Below are 17,799 nucleotides of genomic sequence, written 5' to 3' on the forward strand. Positions count from 1 at the left end.
CCCCCCCCCCCCCCCCCCCCCCCCCCCCCCCCCCCCCCCCCCCCCCCCCCCCCCCCCCCCCCCCCCCCCCCCCCCCAACCCCCCCCCCCCCCCCCCCCCCCCCCCCCCCCCCCCCCCCCCCGCCCGCGTCCCGTGCGCCTGTCATGCTTACATGCGCATTTCCGGGCTACACTTATCTCTTGCATGTGACGAACGTCGGCCCGGCGCCGCGTGCACCGCGTTGAACCACGAGCGGCCGCAAGCTCGTATCTCTTTCGCTTTCGTGCTTCTTGCGCCTTCGCAGCGCCGGTTTCGCGGCGCGCGTCCCGTCGTCCCGTGAACACACCCATCCCGCGCGGGAGAATCCCATGTTGTTGCATCAGCTAGTCGATCGGTTCGGCCCGGCGATCGTATTCATCAACGTAATGGGCTCGGCGCTCGGGCTGCCCGTGCCCGCCATGCCGACGATGATTGTCGTCGGCGCGTCCATCGCGCTGATGGCCGTGAACGGCGGCGCGTTCTGGCCGGCGCTGCTGGGCGTGCTGTGCGTCGCGGTGGCGGGCGGTGTGCTCGGCGATCTCGTCTGGTTCCAGGGCGGGCGCAAGTACGGCGACAAGACGCTCAAGACCATCTGCAAGCTGTCCCTTTCGCGCGATACCTGCGTGAAGAAGACCGAGCGTTTCTTCGGCCGCTGGGGCGTGCGCATTCTGCTCGTCGCGAAGTTCATCCCGGGGCTTTCGCTCGTCTCCGTGCCGCTCGCGGGCGCAATGGGCGTGAAGCTGCGCAGCTTCATCGCGCACGATGGCGCGGGCATCGCACTGTGGGGCGCGGTCGGGCTGACCATCGGCGTCATCTTCGCGGCGCAGCTGGAAATGGTCTTCGCGATGATCTCGCAGCTCGGCCGGCAGGCGGTCGCCGTGGTCGCAGTGCTGCTCGCGATCTACGTCGCGTATCGCTGGTGGCGCCGTCGCGCGCTCATGGCGACGCTGGAAAAGGCCCGCATCAGCGTGGACGAGCTTTACGCGTTGATGAACGACCAGCCGCTGCCCGTGATCTTCGATATTCGCTCGCCGGAAAAGCGCATGCTCGATCCGGCCGCGATTCCCGGTTCACTCTTCGCCGACGAACGCGATCTCGCGAGGATCATCGAGAACTACGACAAGTCGCGCAAAGTCGTCATCTACTGCTCGTGCCCGAACGAAGTGTCGGCCGCGTGGATGGCGAAGACCATGCGCAACGCGGGCTTTCGCGACGTCGTGCCGCTGACGGGCGGACTGGATGCGTGGCGGCTCGCCGGTTTCGAGGTCGCCACGCTGACCGAGTTCGGCGAGCTCGCGGCGGCCACGCCCGAGGAGGTCGCGGAAATGGCGGCGATGTGCCCCTGGCCCGTGAAATCGCCGGCGGCATCGCCCGCGCGCCCGCAATCCCTGCATGAAGCTGGTTTTCCACACGGAGATCGCGCATGAGCACAACGCCGTTCAACGAGTCGGGTCAAGGCATGCCGAATGTCGTCGCGTGGAGCGCGCGCGAGCCGCTGCAGAATCCGGATCCGAACGTCGTGCCGTCGCCGGCCGCAGCGGCCGCATCCGACGACAGCGCGCCTTTCTCGCCGCTCGAAACGCGCACGCACCAGATGTTTCCGCGCCTGACGGACAACGAGATCGAGCGCATGAGCCGTTTCGGCACGGCTTCGCACTGGCGCCGGGGCGACTGGATGTTCCGCATGGGCGAGACCGGACGCGGCATGGTGATCGTGCTGAAGGGGCTCGTGCGCGTGACGCGGCGCAATGCGCTCGGGCAGGAGCATCTCGTCGTCGAGCACGGGCCGGGGCATTTTCTGGCGGAAGTGGCGCAGTTGTCGGGCAAGCCCTGTCTCGTCGATGGCGTCGCCGCCGAGGATGTCGACGGCATCGTGATTCCGCCGGAACGGCTGCGCGCGCTGCTCGTCGCCGAAGCGGAACTGGGCGAGCGCATCATGCGCGCGCTGATCCTGCGGCGCGTGGGGCTGATCGAAAAGGGCAGCGGGCCGGTGCTGCTCGGCCAGTCGGACGATGGCCGTCTGGTGTCGCTGCAAGGCTTTCTGCGGCGCAACGGTTATCCGCACACGGTGATCGACGCGTGCACCGATCCCGACGCGATCGCGCTGCTCGAACGCATATCGGCATCGACGTCCGACTTTCCGCTCGTCATCTGCCCGGACGGCACCGTGCTGCGCGCGCCCAGCGAAAACCAGGTCGCGACGCAGCTCGGCTGGCTGCCCGAGTTCGATCCGGCGCATGTCTACGATGTCGCGATCGTCGGCGCGGGGCCGGCGGGGCTCGCGACGGCCGTGTATGCGGCGTCCGAGGGTTTGTCGGTGGCGGTGTTCGATTGCCGCGCGCCGGGCGGGCAGGCGGGCGCGAGCTCGCGCATCGAAAACTATCTCGGCTTTCCGACCGGCATTTCCGGTCAGGCGCTTGCCGGCCGCGCGTTCGTGCAGGCGCAGAAGTTCGGCGCGCATATTGCGATTCCGACGAAGATCAAGGCGCTGCATTGCGATTGCAATCCCATCCAGATCGAGCTGGAGAACGGCACGCGCGTGACGACGCAGACGGTGGTGATCGCGTCGGGCGCGGCGTATCGGCGGCCGGGCATCGCCGGGCTCGAGCGTTACGAAGGGCACGGCACGTACTACTGGGCGTCGCCGGTCGAGGCGAAGCTGTGCAAGAACTCGGAAGTGGTGCTCGTCGGCGGCGGTAATTCGGCGGGACAGGCGGTGGTGTATCTCGCGACGCATGCGAAGCACGTGCATGTGCTGATTCGCGGCGCGGGGTTGTCGGCGAGCATGTCGCATTATCTGGTGGAGCGGATCGGCTCGTTGCCGAACGTCACGGTGCGCACGCATACGCAGATTACGTCGCTCGATGGCGATGGGCGCGCGCTGACTGCCGTCAATTGCCGGACGCCGGACGGACCGGTCACGATCGACTCGCGGCATCTGTTTCTTTTTACCGGCGCGGATCCGAATACGGACTGGCTGCGTAATTGCAATGTGAATGTCGATGGGAAGGGTTTCGTGCTGACCGGGCCGGAGGCGCACGAGGGACGCACCGAGGGCGTGATGGCTCTCGAAACTAGCGTGCCGGGGGTATTTGCTATCGGCGATGTGCGGTCGACTTCGACCAAGCGGGTTGCTGCCGCTGTGGGGGAAGGGGCGGCGGTGGTTGCGCAGATTCATGGGTTGTTGGCTCGGCGGGAGGCGTTGGCGGCGCCGGTGCCTTGAAGGTTTTTTTCGCTTCGCCGGATACCGTTTTCATGTTGATTTATTAGCACTGCCCCTGTGCCGGGCAGTGCTAATAAACCGCTAAGAAATCAGGATTCCACAAGAAAAACTCAAGCGGGAAACAGCAAGGAAAACTCGATCCATCCATCAAAAGTGCAGTCAGCGGTCACACGACCGCCATGCAACCTCATGATTGCCTGAACGATCGACAACCCGAGTCCGCTCGACTCAGTGAACTCGCTGCGCGCCGCATCCCCACGATAAAAGCGGTCAAAGAGCTTGCCAAGCTCCTCTTGCCCGATGTGCGGACCGCGATTACCAACCACAATTCTCGCACCGTGCTCATCCACGTGTCCGCTTAGCCGCACCACGGTGCCCGGCGTCGCATACCGCACGGCATTCACCACCACATTGCCGATCGCCCTCCGGCACATGATTGCATTCGCAACCATCTCGCCCTCGGCATCGATATCGAACGTGATGCGACGTTCATCCGCAATACCTTCGAAGTAAGCGCCGATGGTCTCCAGTTCCTCGCGAATATCGAGCCGCTCACGCTCGATGCGTTGCTGCCCATGATCCGCCTGCGCGAGAAACAGAATGTTCTGCGCGATGCGTGCGAGCCGCTCCAGCTCCTCGAGATTCGATTCCAGCACGCCGCGATATTCGGCGACGTTGCGCTCATGCGCGAGCGCAACTTGCGTCTCGCCGATCAGCACGCCGATCGGCGTGCGCAGTTCGTGCGCAAGATCCGCGGAGAATTGCAACAGGCGTTCATAGCCGTGTTCGAGTCGATCGAGCATCGCATTGAACGAGGCCGCGAGGCTCTGCAATTCGGCGGGCACGTGCGCGACGTCGAGCCGCGCGGAAAGACGGTTCGGCGTGATCTCCGCGGCCTTGTCGGCCATCGCCTTGAGCGGCATGAGTCCGCGGCTCGTCACCCAGTAGGCGAGCAAAAGCGTCACGAGCACCGCGCCGATCACCGTGATCCACACGCGTTCGAGATACGCCGACAAGACGATCGCTTCCTGCGTCATCACGTGCGCCGCGATGATCTCGACCACTTCGCCGCTCTCGCCGATACGCGCCTGCGCGCCGACCCAACGCATGCGCACGCCATCCGCGCGCGAGCCTTCGTACAGATCGTCGAGTCCGATGGCCCGTGTCATCGGCACGATATGCAGCGGCGGCAACGGCATCTTTTCCGGATTCACGGTGATGAAAGGCGCCGAGCCCGCGCGTCGGAAGAAGATGACGTCCTGCCGGTCGCCGAGCATCGTTTCGAAGAGCTTCGGCCGCGCTTCGATTTCGTTGATCGTGTAGAGATCGTGCAGCAGCGAGCGAAAATGTTCGACTCGTCCGATCAACTGATAGTCGGCGCGCGTGGACAGCGCGCGATTCGTCGCATGATAGAGCGACGCGCCGACCATCCCGACCACGACGCACACGATCACCGCAAAGGAAAGTGCGATACGTATTGCAAGCGAACGCGAAGGCCGGTTCAAGGATTCTCCCCGAACGAATAGCCGATGCTGCGCACCGTGTGAATCAGCTTCAGATCGAACGGGTTATCGATCTTCGCGCGCAGCCGCTTCACGGCGACATCGACGACATTTGTATCGCTGTCGAAGTTCATGTCCCACACTTCCGATGCGATGAGCGTGCGCGACAACGCCTCGCCCTGATGCTTGCAAAAGAGATGCAGGAGCGCGAACTCCTTGTTCGTGAGCGCGATGTCGATACCCTTGCGCGTCACCTTGCGGCGCAGGACATCGACATGCAGATCGGCAATCTGAAACGTATCCGATTCGCGCATCACGCCGCGCCTTAGCAGCGTGCGAATGCGCAGCACGAGTTCGGTGAAGGAGAAGGGCTTGACGAGGTAATCGTCCGCGCCGAGTTCGAGTCCGTGTATGCGGTCCGTCACGTGATCGCGCGCGGTCAGAAAAATGACAGGCAAGTCACGTTTCGCGCGCAACGCGGACATCACCTGCCAGCCGTCGATGCCGGGAAGCATCACATCGAGCACGATCAGTTCGTACGGGTTCGCGAGCGCCTGATGCAATCCGTCCGTGCCGTTGCGCACGAGCTCGACCTGATAACCGGACTCGATGAGCCCTTTTTTCAGGTAGTCGCCGGTCTTGCGGTCGTCTTCGATAACGAGGATTGTCATGCTGGCGCTGCGTTGGATGGATTGCCGTCATTCTAGCGAGAGCACATGCGGGTCTCGCCAAAGATGACAAAAAAGTCATCGAGAGGTCATCGATCGATCAGGGGCGCGTCGCTACCATGCCCCTCGAAAACTCCATCGAATCACGAGGCTCGACGACGTGCAAATACAACCGTTATGGCTGCGCATCACGCACTGGCTCAACGCGTTCGCCGTGTTGATCATGGTGACGAGCGGCTGGCAAATCTACAACGCATCGCCGATATTCAAGTCCATTGCCTTCCCGCCCGCCATCACGCTCGGCGGCTGGCTCGGCGGCGCGCTGCAATGGCATTTCGCGGCGATGTGGCTGCTGGTCGCGAACTTCACCGTGTATGTCGCGATGAATCTTTTCACGGGCCGCCTGCGCCGCCGCATGTTTCCGATTTCGATCAGAAGCATCGTCACCGACGCATTCGCCGCATTGCGCGGCAAGCTCGGCCACGACGATCTCACGCACTACAACGCCGTGCAAAAGTTCGCGTATCTGGCGGTGATCGCGGACATCGTGATCGTGATTCTGTCAGGCCTCGCCGTATGGAAGTCCGTACAGTTTCCGTTGTTTCGAACGCTGATGGGCGGCTATGACGACGCACGCGTCGTGCATTTCTTCGCCATGAGCTTTCTGGTCGCGTTCTTCGTGGTTCATGTGGTAATGGTCGCGCTCGTGCCGCGCTCGCTCGTGATGATGATTCGAGGTCGTTAAGCCATGTCGCTCAAGTTATTCGAATCGAGACCCGATGCCGAACTGATCATCAAGGACGCGGCGAAGGAATTGAAGGCGCCCGCGCGACGTTTATTCGGCAAGCGCATTCTGTCGCTCGGAGGGCTCGCCATGCTGTCCGGCTGCAACATCACCGACGACAAATCCGTCAACGCGATGCTGCGCCGCATTTCGTCGTTCAACGACGACGTTCAGGCGCTGCTGTTCGATCCGGACAAGCTCGCGCCGACGTATCCCGAATCGATGATCACGCGCCCGTTTCCGTTCAACGCGTTCTATGACGTCGACGAAGTGCCCGAGGTAGACCCGTCGACGTACAAGCTGGAGATAGGTGGCCTCGTCAAAGGCAAGCGCGTCTGGACGCTCGACGAACTGCACGCGATGCCGCAGGAAAGCCAGGTGACGCGGCATATCTGCATCGAAGGCTGGAGCGCAATCGGCAAGTGGGGCGGCGTGCGTTTCGCGCAAGTGCTTGCACGCGCAGGGGCCGATACGAGCGCGAAATATGTGGCCTTTCATTGCGCGGACAACTACTCGACGAGCATCGACATGCCGACCGCGCTGCACGCGCAGACGCTGCTCACGCTCACTTACGACGGCCAGATTCTGCCGCCGAAATACGGCTTCCCGATGAAGCTGCGCATGCCGACCAAGCTCGGCTACAAGAACCCGAAGCACATCGTCGCGATCACCGTGACGAACGACTACCCCGGCGGCTATTGGGAGAATCAGGGCTATAACTGGTTCGGCGGGTCCTGAAGCCACCGCTTTTATCACTCGAAGGAGATTGCATGTCGATTCGAATCAAACTCGGCGTCAGCATCGTGACGCTCGCACTCGCTTCCGCAGCCTTTGCGCAGACGCCCGCCGCAAAACCGGCGCGCATTCGCGGCGATATCGTGTCGCTGACCGGCGATACGCTCACCGTTCATCGACGCAGCGGCGACACGGTGAAGATCGCCGTCAAGTCGGATACGCCCGTTACCGCGCTGAAGAACATCAAGCTGCAGGACATCAAGCCGGGCTCGTTCGTCGGCACGGCGGCGACCACCGGCACGGACGGCAAGCTCACCGCGACCGAAGTGCTCGTGTTCCCGGAAGCCGCGCGCGGCACGGGCGAAGGCCACTATGCGTGGGATCTCGGCCCGCAAAGCTCGATGACCAACGCGAATGTCGATCAGGTCGTGCAAGGCACGAGCGGCCGCGATCTGAAGCTCTCGTACAAGGGCGGCTCGAATGCGGTGACGGTGCCGGAGAACGTGCCTGTCGTGACCTTCGCGCCGGCAACGCATGACGATCTGAAGCCGGGCAAGAAAGTGTTCGTCGTCGCGAGTCCGGCGGGCTCGGACTTCACGGCTCAACGTATCGTCGTGGAGAAGGATGGCGTCGTGCCGCCGATGTAAGCGGTCCGCGTTTTTGCGCAGCATGCTCGCCCGCCGGGATGTTTCCGGCGGGCGTTCGTCATTCGAGCATCGTGCGGATGTGCCTCACGTTCGACACGGTATCGTCGAAGCGCGTGGCGCCGAGCTCTGCACCTATCCATTGAACATGGCGCGTATCGGCAGAAGTAACGCGTTCGGGATAACATTGATGTTTGCGTCTATTGATCCTGCGCAACACGCTTCAGGCCGCGCCCCTCGTAAGGAGACATGCATGAGCAACACGCGTTCCGACATTCCTGCCTATCCGAATACACAGCTTTATATCGACGGCGCCTGGCGCGACGGCTCGCGCGACACCGCCGTGATCAATCCCGCGAACGAAGCCGAGATCGGCCGTCTCGCGCTCGCGGGCGAAACGGAGCTTTCACTCGCAGCCGATGCCGCCGCGCGCGGCTTCAGGCAATGGCGCAAGGTCTCGCCCTACGAGCGCAGCAAGCTGATGCGCCGCGCGGCGCAGATCATTCGCGAACGCGCCGAGCAGATCGCCGCCATCATGACGATGGAGCAGGGCAAGCCATTCGGCGAGGCACGCATCGAAACACTGTCGGCGGCGGATATCATCGAATGGTTCGCGGAAGAAGGGCGCCGCACGTATGGCCGCGTGATTCCGTCGCGCACGGACGCGGTGCGCCAGATCGTCACGCGCGAACCGGTCGGTCCAGTGGCCGCCTTCACGCCGTGGAATTTCCCGATCAATCAGGCGGTGCGCAAGGTATCGGCCGCGCTCGCGTCGGGTTGCTCGGTCGTGCTGAAAGGCCCCGAGGAAACGCCCGCGAGTTGCGCGGCGCTCGTGCAGGCCTATGCCGATGCAGGCCTGCCCGCCGGCGTGCTGAATCTCGTGTTCGGCGTGCCCGCCGACGTCTCGAAGTATCTGATCGCGCATCCTGCAATCCGCAAGATTTCGTTCACCGGTTCGACGCCGGTCGGCAAGCTGCTCGCATCGCTCGCGGGCGAGCACATGAAGCGCGTGACAATGGAACTGGGCGGCCACGCGCCCGCCATCGTGTTCAAGGACGCCGACATTCCCCGCGCGGCGAAGATGCTGGCATCGGCCAAATTCCGCAACGCGGGCCAGGTATGCATTTCGCCGACGCGTTTCCTCGTCGAGGAAGCCGCGTACGACGAATTCGTGCAGCACTTCGTCGCGACCGCGAAGGCGGTGAAGGTCGGCAATGGCCTCGACGACGGCGTACAGATGGGCCCGCTCGCGAACGGCCGCCGTCTCGAAGCGATGGAACGTCTCGTCGCCGATGCGCGCGAGCATGGCGCGAGGGTGTTGACGGGAGGCGAGCGCATCGGACGCGAAGGCTACTTCTTCGCGCCTACGGTGCTCACGGATGTGCCGCTGAGCGCACGCATCATGACCGAAGAGCCGTTCGGTCCGATCGCGCCGATCTCGTCCTTCAAGTCGTATGACGAAGTGATCGCCGAGGCGAATCGTCTGCCTTACGGACTCGCGGCGTACGCTTACACGAGTTCGGCGGCGACATCGGCGGCGGTGTCGGACGATATCGAAAGCGGGATGCTCTCGATCAACCACCACGGCCTCGCATTGCCGGAGACGCCGTTCGGCGGCGTGAAGGACTCGGGCTATGGCTCGGAAGGCGGCAGCGAAGCGATGGAAGCGTATCTCGTCACCAAGTTCGTGACGGAGCATCGTTGATTCTTGCGTGGATGTTTGTAGCATGAAAAGCGGCCCTTCGAAGGGCCGCTTTGTATTGCACTGAAATGATAAGGATGGCGAATCGAAAGACGCGTGAAATCATCGTGCAATAAGCGCCCGTTTCGCTCCTGTTTCGCGCCCGTTTCGCGCGTGTTACGCCGTAACACGCGGAAAAATATCCGTAGCCGAATTGCCAGCTTCGCTCTCTAGCATGTACCGATACGTGCCTTCCGCTCGTCCGACGCATGGAGAATCGAATGCTGAGCCCACACGAAATTTCCACGCTCCTATTGATCGAGCGCTCGCCGCATCAGGTCGAAGTCTTCGGTCAGCATGCGGCGCGTTTGCGGCAGGAAGCGCTCGTCGAGATCACGCGGCTGCCGACCGGCGTGCCGATGCCGCTTCTCACGCCGAAAGGTCACGATGTGCTCAAAAGGCTCGATGCGCTCTGGCATCTTCGCTCGAACGAAGCCGAAGACAGCGAGTAGGCCGAGCGCGTCCTCGCCGGCCAGCGTATCCTGTGTTTCGTTCGCGGATACACGGAGCCTGCAAGTGACTCAATCGAAACATCCGAGCGTCGCGATTCTCGGCGCGGGCAGCATGGGATCGGCCATCGGCCGTGCATTGACGCAATCGGGCGCGCGCGTGCTGACATCGCTCGAAGGCCGCAGCGCCGCCAGCGCAGCGCGCGCACGAGAGGCCGGCATGGAAGACGCGAGCCTCGATAGCCTCGCGGCATGCGAGTTCGTTCTGTCGATCGTGCCGCCCGCAGTCGCAATCGATACAGCGAAGCGCATGGTGTCCGTGCTCGAACGAGCGAGCGTACGGCCGCTCTACATCGATTGCAACGCGATCAATCCCGATACCGTCAGAGAGATCGAGCGCGTGCTCGAACCGGCCGGCGCGCCGTTTGTCGATGGCGCGATCATCGGCATGCCTTCGTCGCCGAAGTTTTACATGTCGGGGCCGCATGCCGGGCGCACGCAGCCGCTCGCCGATGCCGGTCTCGCCGTGCGCGTGCTCGATGGACCCGTGGGCGCAGCGTCCGCGCTCAAGATGTCGTATGCAGGCATCACGAAGGGACTGACGGCGCTCGGCTCGGCCATGTCGCTCGCCGCGATGCGCAACGGCGCAGGCGATGCGCTTCTCGCCGAACTCGCGCAGAGTCAGCCCGCGCTTGCCACGTGGCTCGCGGGCAATGTGCCGCGCATGCCGCCGAAGGCGTATCGATGGGTCGCGGAGATGGAAGAGATCGCGCAGTTCATCGGCGATGAATTCGCGGAGCATCGCATCTACGAAGGCGCGGCCGGACTTTACGCGCGGCTTGCTAAGGACAAGGACGCGACCGACGCGCTCGAACGCTTCTTCGATGAGCGCCGTTAGGCGCGCACGGCCGTTGCTTCTTGCATGTGCTCGAAGAAGCGCGCCGCGCGCCGGTCGCCCGCATACGCGGAGTTGATGCGCACCCACGGGCACGCTTCGCCGTTCGGCCGGTAATAGCTGCCCGGCGCGAGCGTCACACCGAACTGCACGGCTTCGTCGACGAGCACGGACGAATCGTCGATGCCCGGCACTTTCGCCCACACGAAGTTGCCGCCGCTTGGTTCGTCGAACACATCCCAGCCGAAGCTTTCGAGCGTTTGCACCGCGCTCGACAGCGAATCGCGCACGCGCTTGCGCAGCCGTTCCAGATACTTGCGATACGTGCCGCGTTCGAGCAGGCTCGCGGCGACGCTCTCCGCGAAACGCGTGCCGCCGAGACTCGTCAGCACCTTTACGTCGACGAGATTCTTCACGAGCTCGCGATTCGCCGCGAGATAGCCGATACGCAGCGACGACGAAAGCGTCTTCGACAAGCCGCCGACATAGATCACGCGGTCGAACTGATCGAGCGATGCGAGCCGTTGCGTCGGCACGGCCTGAAAGTCGGCGTAGATATCGTCCTCGACGATCGTGAAGCCGTGTTGCGTCGCGAGTTGCAGCAGCCTGAACGCGACTTGCGGCGCGATGTTCGTCGCGGTCGGGTTCTGGAACACGGTGTTGATGAAGAAGAGCTTCGGTTGATGCTGCTTGAGCAGTTCTTCCGCGATGTCGATGTCGGGACCATTCGCGAGCCGCGGCACGCCGACGAGACGCACGCCTTGCAACTTCAGAAGCCCGAAGAGATTGTAGTAACCGGGATCTTCGACGAACACCGTATCGCCCGGCTTCAGCATGTAACGCACGATCAAATCGAGCGCCTGACTCGCGCCGTTGGTGATCATCACGTTCGGCAGATCGGCGGCGATGCCGAGCGCGTTTATGCGCATCACGACTTGCTGGCGCAGGCTGGTGTCGCCATGAGGAATCGCGTAGTCGATCACGCTGGGCACGTCGATGCGCGACGCTTGTCGGATCGCCTGCGTGAGGCCGTCCACGTCGCGCCACGCCTCCGGGATGAAGCCGCTCGACAGCTTCAGCGACTCGCCGGGATAGTTGAACTGCTGAAGGATCTGGTTCGACTCTTCTTCCGCGAGGCGCGGATCGCAATTGCCGGCGTTAGCGTCGCGTTCGTCGACATGATTCGCCACATAGAAGCCGGAACCGTGCTTCGGCTGGATCAGCCCGCGCGACGCGAGCCGGTCGTAGGCCTCGATCACCGGAAAGCGGCTGATGCGCTGCTCGGCGGCGAGCTGACGGATCGACGGCAGCTTCGCGCCCGCGAGCACGCGGCGCGAACGGATCATCGCCTCGATCTGATCGACGATCTGCTCGGTCAGCGGCACGCCGGTGCCGCCGTCGATGTGGAGCGGAAGTGCGTTCATGATGTCCGGACTGTTCGGTCATTCGAAGTGGACAGTTCAATTTCGCTGTTCACCGGTGTCTTTGCGCCATTCGAACGCATCCGAAAAGCCGCGTCAAGACTGGCCGAACGGCTAGACGAACTGTTTTAAAAGTGTCAGATTGATATGAACTGTTCGGCTAAATCAGCTTAACAGTTCTGCTGCAACTGTTCATAAGTGTTCATTCAAGCTGTTCGAAATCGGTCGAATAATAGGATCAACGGCTGCTTTCGGCATGCGAAAGCGGCCTTCCAGTTACACGATCCGAAGGAGCAGCATCATGCGTGAAATCCGGACATTCGAACTCGATCGGCGCGACCCGCCGACACGCTGGGTGATCGATCGGCCTCAGACGTTGCGCGTGACGCGCGGGCAGGTCTGGCTGACCATCGAAGGCGCAGCCGACGATTACTGGCTCGACGCGGGCGCGTCCGTCGAACTGAAGCCGTACACGACGATCTGGGTCAGCGGAACGCAGGACGCCAGTTGGTTCTCGATGGCATCCGACTCGACGCGCGGCGGCGCGCGCAGGCTGGGCGAAATCGCGCGCGCGTGGTTTGCGCGCCGTGCCGTGCCGACGAAACTCGCGACGTTGAAAGCCTAAGGCGAAAAAAAACCCGGCCGTGGCCGGGTCCAATGTTCCCGCGCTCTTTCGAGCGCGGTCACCTGCAAAACCGCAGACTACGCTTACGCCGCGAGCAGCGAGCGCAGCACGAACGGCAGAATCCCGCCGTGCTTGTAGTAGTCCACTTCGATCGGCGTGTCGATGCGCAGCAGCACCTGCACGCGATGGTCCTTGCCGTCCTTGCGATGGATCACGAGCGTGACTTCCTGCTGCGGCTTGAAGTCGTCGCCGAGACCTTCGATGTCGTACGTCTCTTCGCCGGTGATGTTCAGCGACTGGACGCTGTCCGAGCCCTTGAACTGCAGCGGCAACACGCCCATGCCGACGAGATTCGAGCGATGGATACGCTCGAAGCTGCGCGCGACCACGGCCTTCACGCCGAGCAGTTGCGTGCCCTTCGCCGCCCAGTCCCGCGACGAACCCGTGCCGTATTCTTCGCCCGCGAACACGATGGTCGGCGTGCCGGCATCGATGTACTTCATCGCCGCGTCGTAGATCGACAACTGTTCGCCGCTCGGCTGATGAATCGTCAGGCCGCCTTCGATGCGCGTGCCGTCGGCCTTCGCCGGGATCATCAGGTTCTTGATGCGCACGTTCGCGAAGGTGCCGCGCATCATCACGTCGTGATTGCCGCGACGCGAGCCGTAGCTGTTGAAGTCGGCCTTCTGCACGCCGTTCGCCTTCAGCCACACGCCCGCCGGCGACGTTTCCTTGATCGAACCCGCCGGGCTGATGTGATCGGTCGTCACGGAATCGCCGAAGATGCCGAGCGCGCGCGCGCCCGTCACCGCGGGGATCGAATCGGCCGGCTTCATCGAAAAGTCGCTGCCGAAGAACGGCGGCTCGGCGATGTACGTCGACTTCGGCCAGTCATACACCTGACCGCTTTCGCCCGCGATCTTGCTCCACAGGTCGCCGTCCTTCGTGAGCTGCGAGTAGTTCTCGCGGAACGCCTTCGCGTCGAGCGCGAACTTGAGCAGCGCATGGACTTCGTCGCTCGTCGGCCAGATGTCGCCGAGATAGATGTCGCGGCCGTCCGTGCCCTGGCCGACAGGCTCCGTCATCAGGTCGCGCGTGATGTTGCCCGCGATCGCGTAAGCCACGACGAGCGGCGGCGAAGCCAGGAAGTTCGCGCGGATATTCGGGTGAATGCGCGCCTCGAAGTTGCGGTTGCCCGACAGCACCGCGGCCGCGACGACGTCGTTCTTCGTGATGGCGTCGTTCAGTTCCGGCGTCAGATCGCCCGCGTTGCCGATGCAGGTCGTGCATCCGTAAGCGGCGAGCGTGAAACCGAGCTTGTCGAGATAGGGCAGAAGACCCGTCTTCGTCAGATATTCGGTGACGATGCGCGATCCCGGCGCGAGCGACGTCTTGATGTGCGGCGCGACCGTCAGACCCGCTTCGACGGCCTTCTTCGCCAGCAAGCCGGCAGCGAGCAGCACGCTCGGGTTCGACGTGTTCGTGCACGACGTGATCGCGGCGATCAGCACGTCGCCGTTCTTCAGATTCACGCCGTCGGTCGTCTTGTATTGCGTGTCGAGATCGGCGGCCTTCTTGTTGAAGCCGTTTTCACCGACCGGCTTCGAGAACAGATCGACGAACGTGCTCTTCACATTGCCGATTTCGATGCGGTCCTGCGGACGCTTCGGACCCGCGAGCGACGGCGCGACCGTGCCCAGATCCAGCGTGAGCGTCTTGGTGTAGTCGATGTCGCCGGCCTTCGGCACGCCCCACAGCTTCTGCGCCTTGAAGTACTGCTCGAAGGCGGCGATTTCCTCGTCGGTGCGGCCCGTGCCCTTGAAGTATTCGATGGTCTTTTCGTCGACGGGGAAAAAGCCCATCGTCGCGCCGTACTCGGGCGCCATGTTGCCGATGGTCGCGCGGTCCGGCACGCCGATCGAGGCCGTGCCTTCGCCGAAGAATTCGACGAACTTGCCGACGACCTTTTCCTTGCGCAGCATTTCGGTGATGGTCAGCACGAGGTCGGTCGCCGTGCAACCTTCGCGCAGCTTGCCCTTCAGCTCGACGCCGACCACGTCCGGCGTCAGAAAGTACACCGGCTGGCCGAGCATGCCCGCTTCCGCTTCGATGCCGCCCACGCCCCAGCCCACTACGCCGATGCCGTTGATCATCGTCGTGTGGCTGTCCGTGCCGACGAGCGTGTCCGGGTAGTAGACGGTCTCGTTGCCTTCGGTCTTCTTGTGCACGCCGCGCGCGAGGTATTCGAGGTTCACCTGGTGCACGATGCCGATGCCCGGCGGCACGACCTTGAACGTGTCGAACGCCTGCATGCCCCACTTCATGAACTGGTAGCGCTCATTGTTGCGCTGAAATTCCAGCTTCATGTTCAGGTCGAGCGCGTTCGGCTCGCGGAAATGATCGATCTGAACCGAGTGATCGACGACGAGATCCACCGGCACGAGCGGCTCGATTGCCTTCGGATCCTTGCCCGCGCGCTTGGCAACGCCACGCATCGCGGCGATGTCGGCGAGGAGCGGCACGCCGGTAAAGTCCTGCAGCACGACGCGCGCGACCACGAACGGAATTTCATCGACACGGGCGGCGTTCGGCTTCCAGTTCGCCAGTTGCTCGATGTGCTCTTCCGAAATCTTCTTGCCGTCGTAGTTGCGCAGCACCGATTCGAGCACCAGCCGGATCGAGACAGGCAGGCGCTCGATCTTGACCTTCAGCGCGTCGCCGAGTTGCGGCAGCGAGTAGAGCTTGCCTTTGCCGGAGCCGCTGTCGAATTCCTTGAGCGTGTTGTGTAGATTGTGGGCCATGGTTATTTTCCTTGGACTAAGACGAGGAAATTGCTTCTCTAAGGCTAAATCACGTACAGATCGACATATTCATTGACCGGCATCGCTTCGAGCTTTGCCTGATCGAGCGATACCGCAAGTATCGCCTGCTGCTGCTTTTGCGGGAAACGGCGCGCCAGATTGGTCCTGAACTTCTCGACGAGCAGCGGAATGCCATCGGCGCGACGGCGCTTGTGACCGATCGGATATTCGACCGCGATTTCATCGAGCTTCGTGCCGTCGTCGAATTCGACGGTCAGCGCATTCGCAATAGAACGCTTGTCCGGGTCGTGATAATCCTTCGTGTATTGCGGGTTTTCCACGCATTCCATCTTCGCGCGCAGCGTGTCGATGCGCGGGTTCTGCGCGATGGAATCTTCGTAATCGGCGGCGGTGAGACGGCCGTGGATCAGCGGCACGGCGATCATGTACTGAATGCAGTGATCGCGGTCTGCGGGGTTGTTCAGCGGCCCCTTCTTGTCGATGATTCGAATCGCCGCTTCGTGCGTGCGAATCGTGATCTTCCTGATGTCATCGACGGACTTGCCAACTTCTTTAAGCTTGCCGTGCAAGGTCATCGCGGCTTCTACTGCCGTTTGCGCATGGAACTCGGCGGGAAACGAGATCTTGAAGAGCACGTTCTCCATCACGTAAGAACCATACGGACGCTGGAATTTGAACGCGTTTCCCTTGAAGAGCACGTCGTAAAAGCCCCATGTTTCAGCGGTCAAGACCGACGGATAGCCCATCTCGCCGGTCTTCGCGATCAACGCGAGGCGCACGGCGCGCGAGGTGGCATCGCCTGCTGCCCACGACTTGCGCGAGCCCGTATTGGGCGCATGACGATACGTGCGCAGCGCTTGGCCATCGACGAAGGCGAGAGACACCGCGTTGATCAGCTCATCGCGCGTGAGGCCGATCATCTGCCCGACTACTGCCGTCGACGCGAGCTTGACGAGCAGCACGTGATCGAGCCCGACCTTGTTGAACGAGTTCTCGAGCGCGATGCAGCCTTGAATTTCGTGCGCCTTGACCATCGCGATCAAGACGTCTTTCATGTCGAGCGGCTTCTTGCCCGACGCGATCGCATTGCGCGAAAGCCAGTCGGCCGTTGCAAGAATGCCGCCGAGATTGTCCGACGGATGGCCCCACTCCGCAGCGAGCCATGTGTCGTTGAAGTCGAGCCAGCGGATCATCGCGCCGATGTTGAACGCGGCCTGTACCGGGTCGAGTTGAAACTGGGTGCCTGGCACTTTCGCGCCGTTGGGGACGATCGTGCCGGGCACGATCGGTCCCATCAGCTTGGTGCAGGCGGGGTACGTGAGGGCTTCGAGTCCGCAGCCGAGTGTGTCGATCAGGCAGTTGCGCGCCGTTTCGAGTGCAAGCGTGCTGTCGACGCTGTAATCGAGCACGTAGTCGACTATGTCGACCAGTACCTTGTCCGGCTCGGGCCGGATGTTGGAGATCGGTGCGGACATCGAGTGATTCCTGATTTAAGTGCTGAGCTAACTTACTCCGCGTTCTTGATTAGCGCGTTCGACTGCGTCGGAGCCGGGCCGCCCGCAGCCATTTCGGGCGTCATGCACTCGTCGGCGAGGCGCGACGAGTCCTTATCCGAGAACAGCATTGCTTTCGACGGGATCACGACGAGGTCCATGCCGGATGCCGAATCGTGGAAACGATCCGCGCCGGTCGTCGTATCCTGGCGGGGCAGGCGGTAATCCTTCTTGGCCCAGTTCACCGTGACGATGGCGTCACGCTTCATGTCGCCTTTCAGATAGAAAGCGTTACCGTCCTTGCACGACCACTTCACTGCACCTTCGGGGATCGGATCAGTCTTGGCCGCCGCGGCCGCTTCGGCCTTGGGGCTGCGCTTGATCAGGCGGTGAGCCGGAGCGGGGCGCTTGGCCTTGGCCTTTGCCGCGCTCGATTCGGTGGCCGTCGCAGCGAAGGCGTCGGCGCTGACGAAGACGCTCGTCGTAGCCAGCGTACCGGCGATTGCAGCGATCAGAAGTTTATTCATCGAAAAAAACCTTTCAAAAACATTGGGGATTGATGGCGGTTTGCCGCGCGGCGTGGATTTCTTACTCGCGAAATCCGATCGCGCAGCCCGCTATTTTCGCTTATTTATCGGGACGAACTTCAAATTCTCGGGCCCGGTGTAATTCGCGCTCGGCCGAATGATCTTGTTGTCGATGCGTTGCTCGATGATGTGCGCGCTCCAGCCCGAGGTGCGCGAGATCACGAAAAGCGGCGTGAACATGGCCGTGGGCAC

The 17,799-nt window shown here is 62.7% G+C and carries 16 protein-coding genes; 9 read left to right on the forward strand and 7 right to left on the reverse strand.

Translation table 11 applies throughout. From position 1 onward, the window contains the following. The first annotated feature begins 347 nt into the window (after positions 1-347). Positions 348-1,445 (forward strand): DedA family protein/thiosulfate sulfurtransferase GlpE, encoded by a 1,098-nt coding sequence (locus NCS28_RS14630; protein WP_250514487.1) that lies wholly within the window; start codon positions 348-350, stop codon positions 1,443-1,445. A 32-nt stretch (positions 1,446-1,477) separates the two neighbouring features. After that, on the forward strand, positions 1,478-3,241 hold the full coding sequence (locus tag NCS28_RS14635; protein ID WP_502801192.1) for an FAD-dependent oxidoreductase: 1,764 nt from the start codon (positions 1,478-1,480) through the stop codon (positions 3,239-3,241). Positions 3,242-3,351: 110 nt separating this feature from the next. Here NCS28_RS14635 and NCS28_RS14640 read toward each other — a convergent pair whose 3' ends face one another. Next, a complete protein-coding gene (locus tag NCS28_RS14640) occupies positions 3,352-4,746 on the reverse strand; it encodes a heavy metal sensor histidine kinase (protein WP_250514489.1) in 1,395 nt (464 codons plus the stop codon). After that, positions 4,743-5,414, reverse strand: a complete 672-nt coding sequence (locus NCS28_RS14645; protein WP_250514490.1) for a heavy metal response regulator transcription factor — start codon at positions 5,412-5,414, stop codon at positions 4,743-4,745. Before NCS28_RS14645 ends, NCS28_RS14640 begins: the two co-directional genes overlap by 4 nt. A gap of 157 nt (positions 5,415-5,571) precedes the next feature. Between NCS28_RS14645 and NCS28_RS14650 the strand changes: the two genes are divergently transcribed. The 6 genes from NCS28_RS14650 to NCS28_RS14675 all read left to right on the forward strand — a co-directional run bounded on the left by NCS28_RS14650 (position 5,572) and on the right by NCS28_RS14675 (position 10,662). Further along, on the forward strand, positions 5,572-6,156 hold the full coding sequence (locus NCS28_RS14650) for a cytochrome b/b6 domain-containing protein (RefSeq protein ID WP_250514491.1): 585 nt from the start codon (positions 5,572-5,574) through the stop codon (positions 6,154-6,156). 3 nt (positions 6,157-6,159) lie between these two features. Further along, entirely contained in the window at positions 6,160-6,933 is a 774-nt protein-coding gene (locus NCS28_RS14655) for a molybdopterin-dependent oxidoreductase (RefSeq protein WP_250514492.1), read from the forward strand. Positions 6,934-6,965: 32 nt separating this feature from the next. Then, a complete protein-coding gene (locus NCS28_RS14660) occupies positions 6,966-7,577 on the forward strand; it encodes a hypothetical protein (RefSeq protein WP_250514493.1) in 612 nt (203 codons plus the stop codon). Positions 7,578-7,827: 250 nt separating this feature from the next. Beyond that, positions 7,828-9,279, forward strand: coding sequence for an NAD-dependent succinate-semialdehyde dehydrogenase (locus NCS28_RS14665; RefSeq protein WP_250514494.1), 1,452 nt, complete (start codon positions 7,828-7,830; stop codon positions 9,277-9,279). A gap of 257 nt (positions 9,280-9,536) precedes the next feature. Next, the gene (locus NCS28_RS14670) at positions 9,537-9,767 is read left to right on the forward strand and encodes a hypothetical protein (RefSeq protein WP_250514495.1); all 231 of its coding nucleotides are present in this window, start codon (positions 9,537-9,539) and stop codon (positions 9,765-9,767) included. 64 nt (positions 9,768-9,831) lie between these two features. Beyond that, positions 9,832-10,662 (forward strand): NAD(P)-dependent oxidoreductase, encoded by an 831-nt coding sequence (locus tag NCS28_RS14675; RefSeq protein WP_250514496.1) that lies wholly within the window; start codon positions 9,832-9,834, stop codon positions 10,660-10,662. Here NCS28_RS14675 and NCS28_RS14680 read toward each other — a convergent pair. Continuing rightward, positions 10,659-12,083: an aminotransferase-like domain-containing protein gene (locus tag NCS28_RS14680; RefSeq protein ID WP_250514497.1), complete on the reverse strand. Its 1,425-nt coding sequence runs from the start codon at positions 12,081-12,083 to the stop codon at positions 10,659-10,661. The genes NCS28_RS14675 and NCS28_RS14680 overlap by 4 nt on opposite strands. A 298-nt stretch (positions 12,084-12,381) precedes the next feature. Here NCS28_RS14680 and NCS28_RS14685 point away from each other — a divergent pair, with 298 nt between their 5' ends. After that, positions 12,382-12,705, forward strand: coding sequence for a DUF2917 domain-containing protein (locus NCS28_RS14685; RefSeq protein WP_250514498.1), 324 nt, complete (start codon positions 12,382-12,384; stop codon positions 12,703-12,705). Positions 12,706-12,788: 83 nt separating this feature from the next. On the opposite strand, the gene acnA is transcribed toward NCS28_RS14685, so the two are convergent. The 4 genes from acnA to NCS28_RS14705 all read right to left on the reverse strand — a co-directional run. After that, positions 12,789-15,506 (reverse strand): aconitate hydratase AcnA, encoded by a 2,718-nt coding sequence (acnA, locus tag NCS28_RS14690; RefSeq protein WP_250514499.1) that lies wholly within the window; start codon positions 15,504-15,506, stop codon positions 12,789-12,791. Positions 15,507-15,550: 44 nt separating this feature from the next. Next, the gene (locus NCS28_RS14695; protein WP_250514500.1) at positions 15,551-17,002 is read right to left on the reverse strand and encodes a bifunctional 2-methylcitrate dehydratase/aconitate hydratase; all 1,452 of its coding nucleotides are present in this window, start codon (positions 17,000-17,002) and stop codon (positions 15,551-15,553) included. 32 nt (positions 17,003-17,034) lie between these two features. Beyond that, positions 17,035-17,547, reverse strand: coding sequence for a hypothetical protein (locus tag NCS28_RS14700; protein WP_250514501.1), 513 nt, complete (start codon positions 17,545-17,547; stop codon positions 17,035-17,037). A 90-nt stretch (positions 17,548-17,637) separates the two neighbouring features. Continuing rightward, positions 17,638-17,799: citrate/2-methylcitrate synthase (locus NCS28_RS14705; RefSeq protein ID WP_284504868.1), on the reverse strand; the 162-nt coding region annotated here is incomplete at its 5' end.

Source organism: Caballeronia sp. INDeC2, from assembly GCF_023631325.1.
Lineage (GTDB): Bacteria > Pseudomonadota > Gammaproteobacteria > Burkholderiales > Burkholderiaceae > Caballeronia.